This is a genomic window from Rhodopseudomonas sp., from assembly GCF_013377015.1.
Taxonomy (GTDB): Bacteria; Pseudomonadota; Alphaproteobacteria; order Rhizobiales; family Xanthobacteraceae; genus JARJEH01.
Map to the genome: position 1 here is coordinate 185,788 of NZ_JACABA010000006.1, position 14,936 is coordinate 200,723.

At 64.6% G+C, this 14,936-nt stretch carries 12 protein-coding genes; 10 read left to right on the top strand and 2 right to left on the bottom strand.

From position 1 onward, the window contains the following. The first annotated feature begins 51 nt into the window (after window positions 1–51). The 4 genes from HXX15_RS20905 to boxB all read left to right on the top strand — a co-directional run bounded on the left by HXX15_RS20905 (window position 52) and on the right by boxB (window position 5,883). Window positions 52–1,608 carry a benzoate-CoA ligase family protein gene (locus tag HXX15_RS20905; protein WP_296518674.1) on the top strand — a complete coding sequence of 519 codons (1,557 nt, stop codon included), beginning with the start codon at window positions 52–54 and terminating at the stop codon, window positions 1,606–1,608. 69 nt (window positions 1,609–1,677) lie between these two features. After that, complete coding sequence (locus tag HXX15_RS20910; protein ID WP_296518539.1) at window positions 1,678–2,511, top strand: alpha/beta hydrolase; 834 nt, start codon at window positions 1,678–1,680, stop codon at window positions 2,509–2,511. Window positions 2,512–2,602: 91 nt separating this feature from the next. After that, window positions 2,603–4,300, top strand: a complete 1,698-nt coding sequence (boxC, locus tag HXX15_RS20915) for a 2,3-epoxybenzoyl-CoA dihydrolase (RefSeq protein WP_296518541.1) — start codon at window positions 2,603–2,605, stop codon at window positions 4,298–4,300. 146 nt (window positions 4,301–4,446) lie between these two features. Then, complete coding sequence (gene boxB, locus HXX15_RS20920) at window positions 4,447–5,883, top strand: benzoyl-CoA 2,3-epoxidase subunit BoxB (protein WP_296518676.1); 1,437 nt, start codon at window positions 4,447–4,449, stop codon at window positions 5,881–5,883. 194 nt (window positions 5,884–6,077) lie between these two features. Here the strand turns inward: boxB and HXX15_RS20925 are convergent, their stop codons facing one another. Together HXX15_RS20925 and HXX15_RS20930 are read right to left on the bottom strand one after the other, a co-directional pair. Then, on the bottom strand, window positions 6,078–6,884 hold the full coding sequence (locus HXX15_RS20925) for an SDR family NAD(P)-dependent oxidoreductase (RefSeq protein ID WP_296518543.1): 807 nt from the start codon (window positions 6,882–6,884) through the stop codon (window positions 6,078–6,080). A gap of 104 nt (window positions 6,885–6,988) precedes the next feature. Continuing rightward, window positions 6,989–8,047, bottom strand: coding sequence for a polysaccharide deacetylase family protein (locus tag HXX15_RS20930; RefSeq protein ID WP_296518545.1), 1,059 nt, complete (start codon window positions 8,045–8,047; stop codon window positions 6,989–6,991). Between the two features lie 154 nt (window positions 8,048–8,201). Between HXX15_RS20930 and HXX15_RS20935 the strand changes: the two genes are divergently transcribed. From HXX15_RS20935 to pstC, 6 genes are all read left to right on the top strand, one after another. Continuing rightward, window positions 8,202–9,596, top strand: coding sequence for an OmpA family protein (locus tag HXX15_RS20935; RefSeq protein ID WP_296518546.1), 1,395 nt, complete (start codon window positions 8,202–8,204; stop codon window positions 9,594–9,596). Between the two features lie 2 nt (window positions 9,597–9,598). Beyond that, the gene (locus HXX15_RS20940) at window positions 9,599–9,895 is read left to right on the top strand and encodes a hypothetical protein (protein WP_296518548.1); all 297 of its coding nucleotides are present in this window, start codon (window positions 9,599–9,601) and stop codon (window positions 9,893–9,895) included. 234 nt (window positions 9,896–10,129) lie between these two features. Beyond that, complete coding sequence (locus tag HXX15_RS20945) at window positions 10,130–11,164, top strand: lysylphosphatidylglycerol synthase domain-containing protein (RefSeq protein WP_296518549.1); 1,035 nt, start codon at window positions 10,130–10,132, stop codon at window positions 11,162–11,164. Window positions 11,165–11,219: 55 nt separating this feature from the next. Then, the gene (locus HXX15_RS20950; RefSeq protein ID WP_296518551.1) at window positions 11,220–12,524 is read left to right on the top strand and encodes an ATP-binding protein; all 1,305 of its coding nucleotides are present in this window, start codon (window positions 11,220–11,222) and stop codon (window positions 12,522–12,524) included. Window positions 12,525–12,656: 132 nt separating this feature from the next. After that, window positions 12,657–13,667, top strand: a complete 1,011-nt coding sequence (pstS, locus tag HXX15_RS20955; RefSeq protein WP_296518552.1) for a phosphate ABC transporter substrate-binding protein PstS — start codon at window positions 12,657–12,659, stop codon at window positions 13,665–13,667. Window positions 13,668–13,937: 270 nt separating this feature from the next. Beyond that, entirely contained in the window at window positions 13,938–14,936 is a 999-nt protein-coding gene (pstC, locus tag HXX15_RS20960) for a phosphate ABC transporter permease subunit PstC (protein ID WP_296518555.1), read from the top strand.

A 14,936-nucleotide genomic window follows, 5' to 3' on the forward strand; every position in this document is an offset into this window, starting at 1 on the left:
AATTCAAAATACGTCGGGAGGAGTGACCGTGGCAATCAAGAAGTCCGCGCGATGCACGGCATGAGTGGGTCCGGCTCCTACAACGCGGTGAGCTGGCTGCTCGACCGCAACGTCGCCGAGGGCCGCGGGTCCAAGCTGGCCTTCACCGATCCTGTTGCCGAATTGAGCTTTGGCGCGCTGCAGACGCAGAGCCGGCGGCTCGCCAATCTGCTGTGCCGGCTCGGCGTCCGCCGCGAGGAGCGGGTGGCGATGATCATGCTCGACACCGTCGAGTTTCCGGTGGTGTTTCTCGGCGCGATCCGCGCCGGCATCGTGCCGGTGCCGCTGAACACGCTGCTGACCTCGGAGCAATACGCCTATGTGCTGGCCGATTGCCGGGCGGGGGTGCTTTTCGTCTCCGCGGCGCTGCTGCCGGTGGTGCAGGACGTGGTCGGCCGATTGCCCGATCTCGAACACGTCGTGGTGGTGGGCGGCGACGGCCACGGCCACAAGACATTCGCCGACGAGATCGCGCGCGAGAGCGAGGCGTTCGAGACCGTCGCGACCCATGCCGAGGAGCCGGCGTTCTGGCTGTATTCCTCGGGTTCGACCGGGATGCCGAAGGGCGTGCGGCATCTGCACGGCAGCCTTGCGGCGACCGCCGACACCTACGCCAAGCAGGTGCTGGGAATTCGCGAGAACGACGTCTGTCTCTCGGCGGCCAAGTTGTTCTTCGCCTACGGGCTCGGCAACGCGCTGACTTTCCCGATGTCGGTCGGCGCCACCACCGTGCTGAATCCGGAGCGGCCGACGCCGGCGGTAATGTTCAGGTTGTTGCAGCAATACAATCCGACGATCTTCTACGGCGTGCCGACGCTGTTCTCCGCGATGCTGAACGATCCGGCGTGCAAGGACGCCACGGCTGGCACGCGGCTGCGGATCTGCACCTCCGCCGGCGAGGCGCTGCCGGAATCGGTCGGGCTGGCCTGGAAGGCGCGGTTCGGCGTCGACATTCTCGACGGCGTCGGCTCCACCGAACTGCTGCACATCTTCCTGTCGAACGCGCCCGGCGACATCAAATATGGCAGCTCCGGCCGCCCGGTGCCGGGCTATCAGGTGCGGCTGGTCAACGAGGCCGGCGCCGAGGTTGCCGAGGGCGAGGTCGGCGAATTGCTGGTCGATGCGCCGTCGGCCGGGGAGGGCTACTGGAACCAGCGCAGCAAGAGCCGCCGGACCTTCGAGGGCCACTGGACCCGCACCGGCGACAAATATGTTCGCGACGCCGAGGGCCGCTACACCTTCTGCGGCCGCGCCGACGACATGTTCAAGGTCTCCGGCATCTGGGTGTCGCCGTTCGAGGTCGAGAGCGCGCTGATCACCCATCCGGCGGTGCTGGAAGCCGCGGTGGTGCCCGACGCCGACGCCGAAGGGCTGCTGAAGCCGCGCGCCTTCGTGGTGTTGCGCGAAGGCACGGATACCGAGGGCCTGTTCGAGGCGCTGAAGGAGCACGTCAAGCACAAGGTCGGCGCCTGGAAATATCCGCGCTGGATCGAGGTGGTCGATCAATTGCCGAAAACTGCGACCGGAAAAATCCAGCGCTTCAAGCTGCGCGAGGGCGCCCACAACTAATCGTCATGGCCGGGTGAAGCCCTGGCATGACGAATGAGAGTTTGTCCGCGATCTTTGAAGTGAGTGATCATGATGACCCTCGCTCCCGCCGGCTTTCTGTCCATCGGCGACTCCGAGCTCGAATACCGCATGATCGGTCCCACGCCCGACGCCGCGCCGACCTTGGTGTTGCTGCATGAGGGGCTGGGTTCGGCGAAACTGTGGGGCGATTTTCCCGATCGACTCGCCGCCGCCACCGGCTGCGGCGTGTTCGCCTATTCGCGCGCCGGTTATGGCGCCTCAACCCCGGTGTCGCTGCCGCGGCCGCTCGACTACATGCATGTCGAGGCGCTCGAGGTGCTGCCGCGCGTGCTCGAGGCGATCGGCTTTCGCCGCGGACTGCTGGTTGGCCATTCCGACGGCGCCTCGATCGCGGCGATCTATGCCGGCGGAGTTCAGGATCATCGAATTTTCGGGGTGGCGATGATGGCGCCGCATTTCGTCGTTGAGGACATGGGGCTGGCGGCGATCGCCCGGACCACGGCCGACTACGCGGCCAACCTGCGGGCCAAGCTGGCGCGCTGGCACCGGGACGTCGACAATACATTCCTCGGCTGGAGCAACGCCTGGCTCGATCCGGCCTTCCGTGCCTGGGATATTTCCGACCGTCTGGCCTACATCCGGGTGCCGATCGCAATCCTGCAGGGTGCCGACGATCAGTACGGCACGTTGCGCCAGATCGAGATCGCGCAGGACGAATGCTATTGCCCGGTCGAGGTCACCATCATCCCCGGCATCGGCCATTCGCCGCATCGCGAGGCCGCCGAGGTGACGCTGGGCACCATCGCGGAGTTCGCCAAGCGCATCCTGACGGAGGAGGCCGCAACGGCGGGAAATTCCGTGGCTCCTCTCACGGGTTCATGAAGCAAAATGCATGATTGGCCGCGAATTGCGCTGGACCTGCGCCGAAACATGCATTATTATTCATATCAAGCAACAAACTGAGGGATGGCAGATGGCCGGTGAGGACCGCGTTCTCGCGAACGGCGCCAAATGGATCGACTTCCAAACCGATCCGTCGCGCTACCGGCACTGGCGGCTTGCGGTCGACGGCGCGGTCGCGACGCTGACCATGGATGTCGATGAAAACGGCGGGTTGTTCGAGGGCTATCAGCTCAAGCTGAATTCCTACGACCTCGGCGTCGATATCGAGCTTGCGGATGCGGTGCAGCGGCTGCGCTTCGAGCATCCCGAGGTCAAGGTGGTGCTGCTGCGCTCCGGCAAGAACCGGGTGTTCTGCGCCGGCGCCAATATCCGGATGCTGGCCGGCGCCACCCACGCACACAAGGTCAACTTCTGCAAATTCACCAACGAGACCCGCAACGGCTTCGAGGATTCCTCCGAGCATTCCGGTCAGCGCTTCATCACCGTGGTCAACGGCACCGCGGCTGGCGGCGGCTATGAGCTGGCGCTGGCCACCGATCACATCATCATGGCCGACGACGGCTCCGCCTCGGTGTCGCTGCCCGAAGTGCCGCTGCTGGCGGTGCTGCCCGGCACAGGCGGGCTGACGCGCGTCGTCGACAAGCGCAAGGTGCGGCGCGACCACGCCGACTTCTTCTGCACCATCGAGGAAGGCATCAAGGGCAAGCGCGCGGTGCAGTGGCGGCTGGTCGACGAGATCGTGCCGAACAGCAAGCTCGAAGCCACGGTCGCCGAGCGCGCGCAACAATTCGCTGCCGCGTCGAAGCGCAACGGGTCGGGCAAGGGCGTCGCGCTGACGCCGCTGACGCGCAGGTTCATCGAAGGCGGCAGCATCCGCTATGGCTGCGTCAGCGTCGATATCGATCGCCCTGCCCGCATCGCGACGATTTCGATTTCGATTGCGGCGCCGGATGCCGCGCCGCCCGCCGACATCGACGGCATGATCGCGCAGGGCGCGGCGTTCTGGCCGCTGCAGGTGGCGCGCGAACTCGACGACGCCATCCTGCATCTGCGCATCAACGAACTCGAAACCGCGATGCTGGTGTTCAAGTCGCATGGCGACGCCTCGCAGGTGCTGGCCTATGACGCCTTCCTCGAAACCAACAAGGCGCATTGGCTGGTCAACGAGATCCGGCATTACTGGAAGCGCGTGCTGAAGCGGATCGACGTCACCTCGCGCACGCTGGTGACACTGGTGGAGCCCGGCTCGTGCTTCGCCGGCACGCTGGCCGAACTGGTGTTCGCCGCCGACCGCTCCTACATGCTGATCGGCTCGCGCCAGGGCGACAACCGCGCGCCGCCGGCGATTCATCTCTCTGCGATGAATTTCGGTCCCTATCCGATGAGCCACGGCCTGACCCGGCTGCAATCGCGATTCCAGGCCGACCCCGAGGACGTAACGCGCGCGCAGCAGAAGATCGGGACGGCGCTCGACGCCGAGGAGGCCGAGGCGCTCGGGCTCGTCACCTTCGCGCTCGACGACATCGACTGGGACGACGAGGTGAGGGTGTTCCTCGAGGAGCGCGCCTCGTTTTCGCCCGACAGCCTCACCGGCATGGAAGCCAATCTGCGCTTCGCCGGGCCGGAGACCATGGAATCGAAAATCTTCTCGCGGCTCACCGCTTGGCAGAACTGGATCTTCCAGCGCCCCAACGCGGTCGGCGAGGCCGGCGCGCTGAAGCGCTACGGCACCGGCCAGAAGGCGCAATTCGACATGACGCGGGTGTGAGCCGCGGACGTTCTTACTAACAGTCGCACGAATTCGTCATTGCGAGGAGCGAAGCGACGAAGCAATCCAGGAATGCAATGCTCGGAGCCCTGGATTGCTTCGCTTCGCTCGCAATGACGACCAACCGGGAGCACGCCATGAACATCATGAACGTCGATTACTCGACCAAGATTCCCAACAATGTGAATCTCGGCGAGGACCGCCAGGTGCTGAAGGCGTTGGAGGGCTGGCATCCCGGCTATATCGACTGGTGGAACGACATGGGGCCGGAGGGTTTCCAGCAGTCGCTGGTCTATCTGCGCACCGCCTATTCGGTCGATCCGCGCGGCTGGGCCAAGTTCGACTACGTCAAGATGCCGGACTATCGCTGGGGCATTCTGCTGGCGCCGCAGGAAGAGAACCGCACGATTCCGTTCGGCCAGCATTTCGGCGAGCCGGCGTGGCAGGAAGTCCCCGGCGAATATCGCGCGATGCTGCGCCGGCTGATCGTGATCCAGGGCGACACCGAGCCGGCGTCGGTCGAGCAGCAGCGCCATCTCGGCAAGACCGCGCCGTCGCTGTACGATTTGCGCAACCTGTTCCAGGTCAATGTCGAGGAAGGCCGCCACCTCTGGGCGATGGTGTACCTGCTGCAGAAATATTTCGGTCGCGACGGCCGCGAGGAGGCCGACGGTCTGTTGCGCCGCCGCTCCGGCGACGCCGACGCGCCGCGGATGCTCGGCGCCTTCAACGAGGCGACGCCGGACTGGCTGTCGTTCTTCATGTTTACCTATTTCACCGATCGCGACGGCAAGATGCAGCTGCACTCGCTGGCGCAGTCCGGCTTCGATCCGCTGTCGCGCACCTGCCGCTTCATGCTGACCGAGGAAGCGCACCACATGTTCGTCGGCGAGACCGGCATCAGCCGCGTGGTGCAGCGCACCTGCGAGGCGATGCGCGAAGCCGGGATCGACGATCCCAATGAGATCGCCAGGATCCGCGCGCTCGGCGTCATCGACCTGCCGACGATCCAGAAGAAGCTCAACCTGCACTACACGCTGTCGCTCGACCTGTTCGGCTCGGAGGTCTCGACCAACGCCGCCAACGCCTTCAATGCCGGGATCAAGGGCCGCTATCACGAAACGCAAATTCAGGATGATCATCGGCTGCAGAACGACACCTATCCGGTGCTGAAACTGGTCGACGGCGTGATCAAACGGGTCGACGAGCCGGCACTGACCGCGCTCAACATGCGGCTGCGCGACGACTACACCCAGGACTGCGTCAAGGGCCTGCTGCGCTGGAACAAGGTGATCGCGAGCGCCGGCTATGATTTCAAGCTGACGCTGCCGAATGTCGCGTTCCACCGCCAGATCGGCGAGTTCAAGGATATCCACGCCACGCCCGACGGCGTGCTGATCGACGACGCGACGTGGGCCGCGCGGAAGACCGAATGGCTGCCGTCGCTCGAGGACGGCGACTTCATTTCGAGCTTGATGAATCCGGTTAGCGATCCCGGCGCCTACGCGCCCTGGATCGCGCCGCCCAAGGTCGGCATCGACAACAAGCCCGGCGATTTCGAATATGTGAAGATCGAGACGTGAGGGCTCTTTCGCCGCGGGTGCTCTTCACCTCTACCGAAGGGAGAGGTCGGATTGCGCGCGTAGCGCGCGATCCGGGTGAGGGGTTCTGACCTCACGTTGCGATCGAAGCCCCCTCACCCGGCTGCTTCGCAGCCGACCTCTCCCCGGTGGGGAGAGGTGAACAGCGCCTCGCTGCGCGCGGCCGAGCCGCGCTATCAATCCCAGCCGTCGCCCTTGATGCCGGGGTTGGCGTAGACGATGCCGCCGTCGACCGCGAGGGTGGCGCCGACCACGTAGTCGCCGGCACGCGAGGCGAGATAGATCGCGGCCCCCGCCATATCCTCGTCGGTGCCGATCCGGCCCGCGGGCACCCGGGTCGATACTTCATCGGCATTGTCGCGCGCCGCCTTGTTCATGTCGGACTTGAACGGCCCCGGCGCGATCGCCGTCACCACGATGTGATCGTGAATCAGCCGCGCCGCCATCCGCCGCGTCAGATGGATCAGCCCGGATTTGCTGGCGGCATACGAATAGGTCTCCATCGGATTGACGAAGATGCCGTCGATCGACGCGATATTGATCACCTTGCCGGGCTTGTCCGCGGTCGCTGCGGCGCGCAGCGGGCCGGCCAGTGCCTTCGTTAGAAAGAACGGCGTCTTCAGGTTGAGGTTCATCACCTTGTCCCAGCCGCTCTCGGGAAATTCGTCGAACGGCGCGCCCCAGGCGGCGCCGGCATTGTTGACCAGGATGTCGAGCCTCGCTTCGCGCTTGATGATCTCAGCGGCGAGCAGCTCGATGCCGGCCATGGTGGAAATGTCGATCGGCAGCGCGATGCATTCGCCCGAATAGGCGCCGGAGAGTTCCTGCGCGGTGGCCTCGCAGGGCCCTGCCTTGCGTGCGGTGATGTAGACCTTCGCGGCGCCTTGGGCGAGAAATCCCGCCGCGATCATGCGGCCGATGCCGCGCGAGCCGCCGGTCACCAAGGCGACCCGGCCTTGCAGCGAAAACAGATCCTTGAACATGCAGCCTCCGTTGATTTTCCGGATGTTTGAGGCGGCCGGCGGGATGAGTCAAGGAACGGTGCTTCGATCCGCGGTTATCGCCGAAGCCATGACGCGGGCAGCGCCTACGCCGCGTCAACTCGGCGGAAGGCGTTCCACATCGCGGTGGCGGCGCCGGAGGTCAGCACCGGCAGGATGCGGCGGTTCTGGTAATTGCCGTTCAGCGAGACCCGCGGCAGCGCGGTGAGATGCTCGGCGATTTCCGGAAAGATCATGCCGGGCCGGGTCGTCACCGCGGTCTTGAAGCCGGCGGCGCGCGCCAGTGCGAATTCGCGCGGCCCGGCCGCGCTGCGGTCGCCATAGGGATAGGCGAAATGCAGCACCGGCCGCTGCAACTCGGCTTCGATCCGAGCGCGGCTGGTCGCCATTTCCTGCGCGGCGTCGGCTTCGCTCTGCCTGGCGAGCTGGCAGTGGGTGACCGAGTGGGCGCCGATCGTCGCCAACCGATGCCCGGCGAAGCGCCGCAGCTCGTTCCAGGGCAGGCAGAGTTCGCGGCTGATTGCGGTTTCGTCGATTCGGTTGCGGGTGCACAGCGCGGTCATTTCGCGGCACAGATCGTGCTCGCCGGGCAGCGCGCGCAGCAGGTCATGCAGGGTATCGAACGCCGCCTGCTTGGCCGCCGGCGTGTCGGTGTCGAGCCGCACTGCGGCGGCGCCGATCTCGGCCTCGATGCGGTCGGCCTGCGCAATCAGGCGCTCCAGCGTGATCCACCACAGCCGGCCGCGGCCTTCGGCGAAATCGCTGGCGGCGTAGACGGTGAACGGCGCGTCGAATTCCTCCAGCACCGGCAACGCGAAATCGCGGTTGTCGCGATAGCCGTCGTCCAAGGTGATGCAGGCGAAACGCCGCGAAAAATCCTGCTCGACCAGCCGCCGGTGCAATTCGCCCATGGTGATGACGTCGATCTCGTGGCTGCGCAGGTGGTTCAACGTGGTGCGCAGGAAATCCGGGGTGACCTCGAGATGGCGATTGGGCTGGAATGCATCGTCTCGCGACGGCCGCACATTGTGCAGCATGAAAATGGTGCCAACGCCGGCGAGAATCGGCCGCAACACATGGTGCACACCGGTGAAATAGAGTGCTTCCAGCCCAGCGCGAATGACGTTGTGGCGAAATTGTTTCATCAATGAGCCGACTGGTTAATTTCGTTAACGAGACTAGCGGCGACCGCTGAACAAACGGTTATGCCGAGCGATGGCTTCGCGAATTTCCGCATTTGAGTTTGACAGTCCAGCAACGGTTTGATTTCTCTCTGGTTCTGGACTGACAGGATGTGGAATGCGCGGACTTTTGAGATCGAGCGGCAAATGGTGGCCGGGTGTTGTTCCGCTGGCCATTCTTTTGGCGATTGCGGCCTGGACGACGACGCCCCCGTTGGAAGCCGACCTCGCTGCCCGCGCCCAGGCCTCGCTGAAGGATACCGTGCTCGACAAGACCCTGATCACGGTCGCCGGGCGCGACGTGACCTTCGCGGCGGAGGCTTTCTCGGAAGAGGGCCGTCGCAGCGCGGTGGCTGCGGTGGAGAGCGTCCCCGGCGTTCGTCTGGTCAACGATCAAACCAGCCTGGTGCCCGAGGCTAAGCCGTTCGTATGGACCATCGAGCGCGACGTCGTCAGGGTGACGCTCGGCGGCAGCGCGCCGCTGCCGGCCAGCAAGGCGAGATTGCTCGATGCTGCCCGCGCCGCGGTGAGCGGAGTCGAGGTGGCCGACCGGCTCAGCCTGTCCCGCGGCGCGCCGTTGCGGTTCGACGCCGCCGCGCTGCTGCTGATCGATCAGATCGGCAAGCTCAAGGACGGCAAGATCACTCTGAGCGACAGCGAAGTCACGCTGGCGGGGATGGCGCGCGAATTGGGCGGGCGCGAAGCGATCGCCGCGGCGCTGAAGAACCTGCCGGAGGGTTATTGGATCGGCGCCAACGGGATCAAGGCACCGCCTTACGTGTTCGCGGCGAACAAGGATCCGGTGGCAGGCGCGCTGACGCTAACCGGCTATGTGCCGGACAACACGGTCCACGCCGCGCTTGCCGTCGCCGCGGCGCGCAAATTCTTCAACGAAAAGGTGATCGACAATCTGAAAGCCAGCGTCGGCGCGCCGCAGGGCTTCGCCAACGCGGTGGTGTCGGCGCTGGGCGCGCTGTCGCGGCTGTCGACCGGGACGCTGACGGTGTCTGACCGCGAGGTGAAACTATCGGGCGATGCGCTGTATGACGCCGCGGCGGGGCAGATCCGCGGCGGGTTGAGCAAAGGGCTGCCGCAGGGCTGGCAGATCAAGGCGGAGATATCGGTGAAGCCGCCGGCCACGCCGGTCGATCCCACGGTGTGTCAGCAGCTGTTCGCCGATTTGCTCCACAAAGGCCAAATCCAGTTCGACTCCGGCCGTGCCACCATCGACCCGGATTCCACCGGCCTGCTCGATCGGCTGATCGAGACCGCGATGCGCTGTCCGACCGCCACGATCGAAATCGGCGGCCACACCGACAGTGATGGCGATGCGGCATTCAATCAGACGCTATCGGAGAAGCGGGCGCAGGCTGTGTCGGAGTATCTGGTGCACGCCGGACTGCCGCCGGAGCGCTTCCGGCCAGTCGGCTTCGGCAGCACCCGACCGGTCGCCGGCAACGACACCGACGAAGGCAGGGCGCAGAACCGCCGCATTGAATTCCTGGTGAGGTAACGATGGTCGATCTGGCGACATTCTATTGGGGCTGGCTGCTGGGGGCGGCGCTGCTCGGCTTCGCGGTCGGATGGATCGCGGTGGTTCATCGCGGCAGCGGCCTGTCGAACCGGGCCTCGCTGTGGCTGACCGGACTGCTCGCCGCCCTGATCGCGGTGGCACTGGCGCGGCTGATTCCGGGGCGGCCAGGCTATTGGCTTGACCTTGGCCTGTTGATGATGGCTGCCTATGTATTGGGGTGCGCGGTGGGATCGTGGCTGCGCCATTGGGTGATCTCGCGACACGTGCCTGCCGCCTGAAACGGCCGTTGTTGCTTTCGGGTCCGGACCTTCACCGCAATGCAATGACCGCAATGCAGCAAATCTGTGCAGATTGCCGCCGATCCAAGCCGCGATTGATCAAAGGAGGGCATTTTGTCGGTATCGACCGAATTCCACTGCGCCGGAAAACGCGCTACCAGAGGTTTCACGATAAGCTGCTGTCTTAATGTTCGTTTAAGCGTCTCAGGTGGTGGAAGCGCATTCGAGGTCTAGATGCTGGAAGCAATAGGCAGGGTGGTCGCGTTTCTGCGCGAGAAGCAAATCCTGCACAAATTGGGTGTTGCGTTCAGCATCGCGGTGATTGCGATCGCCTGCTACGTCCTCGTCCATATGCTCCGCGGCATCGACGTCGACGAGGTCGTCGAGGCCATCAAGCAGACTGAACCGAGCGCGGTGGCGTTGGCGGCGCTGTTCGTCTGCGCCGGCTATTTCACCCTGACGTTCTACGATCTGTTCGCGGTACGCGCGATCGGCCGGCCGGACATTCCGTACCGGATCAATGCGCTCGCCGCCTTCACCAGCTATTCGATCGGGCACAATGTCGGCGCCAGCGTGTTCACCGGCGGCGCGGTGCGCTATCGGATCTATTCGGCCTGGGGGCTGGACGGGATCGACGTCGCCAAGATCTGCTTTCTTGCCGGCCTGACCTTCTGGCTCGGCAATGCCGCGGTACTCGGCCTCGGCATCGCCTATCATCCGGAGGCGGCTTCCGCGGTCGATCAACTGCCGCCCTGGCTCAACCGGACGCTCGCCATCGCGATCATCGTCGGCCTGATCAGTTACGTGATCCGGGTCTGGATCAAACCACGCAGCGTCGGCCGCGGCAGCTGGACGGTGGTGCTGCCGGGCGGGCCGCTGACGCTGCTGCAGATCGCGATCGGAATCGTCGATCTCGGCTTCTGCGCGTTGGCGATGTATGTACTGGTGCCCGACGATCCGAACCTCGGCTTCGTGGTGGTGGCGGTGATCTTCGTCTCGGCGACGCTGCTGGGCTTCGCCAGCCATTCCCCCGGCGGGCTCGGTGTGTTCGACGCCGCGATGCTGGTCGGCCTGTGGCAGATGGACAAGGAAGAACTGCTCGCCGGCATGTTGCTGTTTCGTGTCCTCTATTACCTGGTTCCTTTCGTCGTCTCCGTGGCGGTTCTGGCGATTCGGGAAATCATCCTCGGCGCGCGGCTGAAACGGGTGCGCAGGCTGGCAGAGGCGCTCGATCCCAAGCCGGTCCGCCAAGACCCATCGCCGGGATAGCATGACAATCCCGGCGCCCGACGAGCACGCCCGCACAGGGAGACAGTTGGTCCCGATGGCAACAAACGTCTCCGCTTCAATCTTCTCGCCGTGGCCGGACCGGCTGCGCCACGCTGCGATCATCCTGCTCGCGGCCGGGCTGGCGCTGGCCGGGCTGGTCGCGTTCGGAGAATTGTCGCTGGCCGCGGCCTTTGCGGTGTTCGTCTGCATTGCCGCCGCCGCGCTGGTGCCGTGGCGGCTGCACGACGTCGCGACCTCCCCCGACGACAAGTTCGGGACCAATCCGGTGGAGGCGCCGGTGGTGCGCGCCATTGTCGGGGGAATGCCGGATCCCGCCGTGCTGCTTGATCGTGCCGGCCGGGTGATCCATCTCAACGCCGCCGCCGCGCAGATGGCCCCGGCGCTGCGCGCCAATGAACTGGCGCAGTTCGCGTTGCGCACGCCGGAGATCATCACCGCGTTGCGCGAAGCGATCGCGACCGCCGAGCTGCGGCGCGCCACCTATCTCGATCACGTTCCGGTGGATCGCTGGATGGAGCTGATCATCGCCCCGGTGCAGGTGCCGACCGCGTTCGGCGGTACCGACCAATGCATGCTGATGACCTTCCACGACCAGACCCCGCTGCGCCGGGTCGAGGAAATGCGAGCCGACTTCGTCGCCAATGCCAGCCACGAATTGCGCACGCCGCTGGCGGCCTTGTCCGGCTTCATCGACACGCTGCAGGGACCGGCCAGGGACGACGCCAAGGCGCGCGAGCGCTTTCTCGGCATCATGCAGGCGCAGGCCAAGCGAATGGCGCGGCTGATCGACGATCTGTTGTCACTGTCCCGGGTTGAATTGTCGGCGCATGTGCGGCCGGACCTGTTGGTGGATCTGGCGCCGCTGATCCGTCAGGTGGTGGACGGGCTGGAGCCGCTGGCCAAGGAACGTCAGGTCGCGATCGAGATCGAACTGCCGGAGGCGCCGGCGACGATTGCCGGCGACCGCGAGGAATTGCTGCGGGTGTTCGAAAACCTGGTCGAGAACGCGCTGAAATACGGCGCCTCCGGCGGTCGGGTGGTGGTGACGGTGACGCCGGCGATATCGTCCGAGGGACTGCCCGAATATCGCGCCATGGTGCGCGACTTCGGCCCGGGCATTGCGCCGGAACATCTGCCGCGATTGACCGAGCGGTTCTACCGGGTCGACGTCGGCGACAGCCGGGCGCAGGGAGGTACCGGGTTAGGATTATCGCTGGTCAAACATACTGTTAGCCGCCATCGCGGTCGGCTTCTGATCGAAAGCGTACCCAAAAAGGGTGCCACCTTTACGGCCGTTTTCCCCTCGGCAAAATACCAGGGTCAGGCTGAAAAGAACTAACAAATCAATTGGTTAACGTAGTCACATGACTGTCATCAAACCCTCATAAAAGGTCAATCGACCGTCCCTAAAGGGGGGTGGGTAGGCGCAATCGGGCGCGTTGAGCGCTTCGCCTACAGAATGGAGACCACCATGAATTTCATCAAGGCAATCGTCGCCGTCGGCATGGTCGCCGCGTCGACGTCGGCATTCGCTGCCGATATCACCGGTGCCGGCGCGACCTTCCCGTTCCCGGTTTATTCGAAGTGGGCCGACCTCTACAAGAAAGAGACCGGCAATGGCCTGAACTATCAGTCGATCGGCTCCGGCGCCGGGATCAAGCAGATCCAGGCCAAGACCGTGACATTCGGCGCCACCGACGCGCCGCTGAAGCCCGAGCAGCTTGAGAAGGACGGCCTGGTGCAGTGGCCGATGGTGATGGGCGCGATCGTGCCCGTGGTGAACCTCGAAGGCATCAAGCCGGGTGAGCTGGTGTTCGACGGCGAAACCCTTGCCAATGTCTATCTCGGCAAGATCACCAAGTGGGACGATCCGGCGATCGCAAAACTCAATCCGAAGCTGAAGCTGCCCACCGACGCGATCACCGTCGTGCGCCGCTCGGACGGCTCCGGCACCACCTTCAACTTCACCGACTATCTGTCGAAGGCGAGCGCGGACTGGAAGTCCAAGGTCGGCTCCGGCACCGCGGTGGAATGGCCGGCCGGCGTTGGCGCCAAGGGCAATGAAGGCGTCGCCGGCAACATCAGCCAGACCAAGAATTCGATCGGCTATGTCGAATACGCTTATGCCAAGCAGAACAAGCTGACTTACGCTGCCCTGATCAACAAGGCCGGCAAGACCGTGCAGCCGACCGTCGCCGCGTTCCAGGCCGCCGCCGCCAACGCGGATTGGGCCAAAGCGCCCGGCTACTACCTGATCCTGACCGACCAGCCCGGCGAAGCCTCCTGGCCGATCACCGCGGCGACCTTCATCCTGATGCACAAGGAGCCGGCCGACAAGGCGGCCTCCGCCGAGGCCATCAAGTTCTTCAAATGGGCTTTTGCGAAGGGCGACAAGGCGGCCGAGGAGCTCGACTACATCCCGATGCCGGAAGCGGTGGTCAAGCAGATCGAAAAGACCTGGTCGGCTGACATCAAGAGCTAAGCTTTCCTGACCTCAAGGCGTTCGCGATCCGTCGTTCCGGATCGCGAACGAAGCGGACAAGCGACCCCGGAATCCTTCGGCCTGACCGCAATTTCGGATTCCGGGTTTTGCTGCAACGGCGGGCTTCCCGAAAAAACTGCTTCGAGAACAGGCGTGGTTGGTGAAAAGCGTGCTTCCCGAAATCAGAAATCGTTAGATTCGGTCCAATCAAGGACATCCAGGCCGCGCGACGAGTGCTTCGTGGTCTGATAATGTAAAAAGGGGATCGGCGTGGCGGATATGGCGGTTCAAAGTACCAGTATGGAAGCTGCCGGACCTTACGATCGCGCCAAGGCCCTGAGTGCTTTCAAATTCGGTGATAGCGCATTCTACTGGATCACCCGCGCCTGCGCGATTTCGGTGTTGCTGATCCTCGGTGGCATCATCCTGTCGCTGATCGCGGGCGCCTGGCCTGCGATGCGGGAGTTCGGATTTTCGTTCCTGTTCACGCAGCGATGGGCGCCGGCCAACGACCCACCGGTTCTCGGCGCGCTCGGCCCGATCTACGGCACCTTGGTCACCTCGGTGATCGCGATGGTGATCGCGATCCCGGTCGGACTCGGCATCGCAATCTTCCTCACCGAGTTGTGTCCGCAATGGGCGCGCCGCCCGATCGGCCTCGCGGTCGAGCTGCTCGCCGGCATCCCCTCGATCATCTACGGCATGTGGGGCTTCTTCGTGCTCGGGCCGTTCATGGCCAACTACCTGCAGCCGTCCCTGATCAAGGTGTTCGACGGCGTGCCGGTGCTCGGCTCGATCTTCGCCGGTCCGCCGTCCTATCTCAGCCTGTTCAACGCAGCTCTGATCCTCGCCATCATGGTGCTGCCGTTCATCACCGCGATTTCGGTCGACGTGTTCAAGACCGTTCCGCCGGTGCTCAAGGAAGCCGCCTACGGCATCGGCTGCACCACCTGGGAAGTGGTCAGCAACGTGGTGATCCCCTACACCCGGGTCGGCGTGATCGGCGGCATCATGCTGGCGCTCGGGCGCGCGCTCGGCGAGACCATGGCGGTGACCTTCATCATCGGCAACGCGTTCCGGATCACCGGGTCGATCTTCTCGCCCGGCACCACGATCTCGGCGGCGATCGCCAGCGAATTCGCCGAAAGCGACGGCCTGCATCAATCCGGCCTGATCCTGCTCGGCCTGCTGCTGTTCATTCTCACCTTCCTCGTGCTTTCGGCAGCGCGGTTGATGCTGATGCGGCTTGAAAAGAAGGCGGGGAACTGA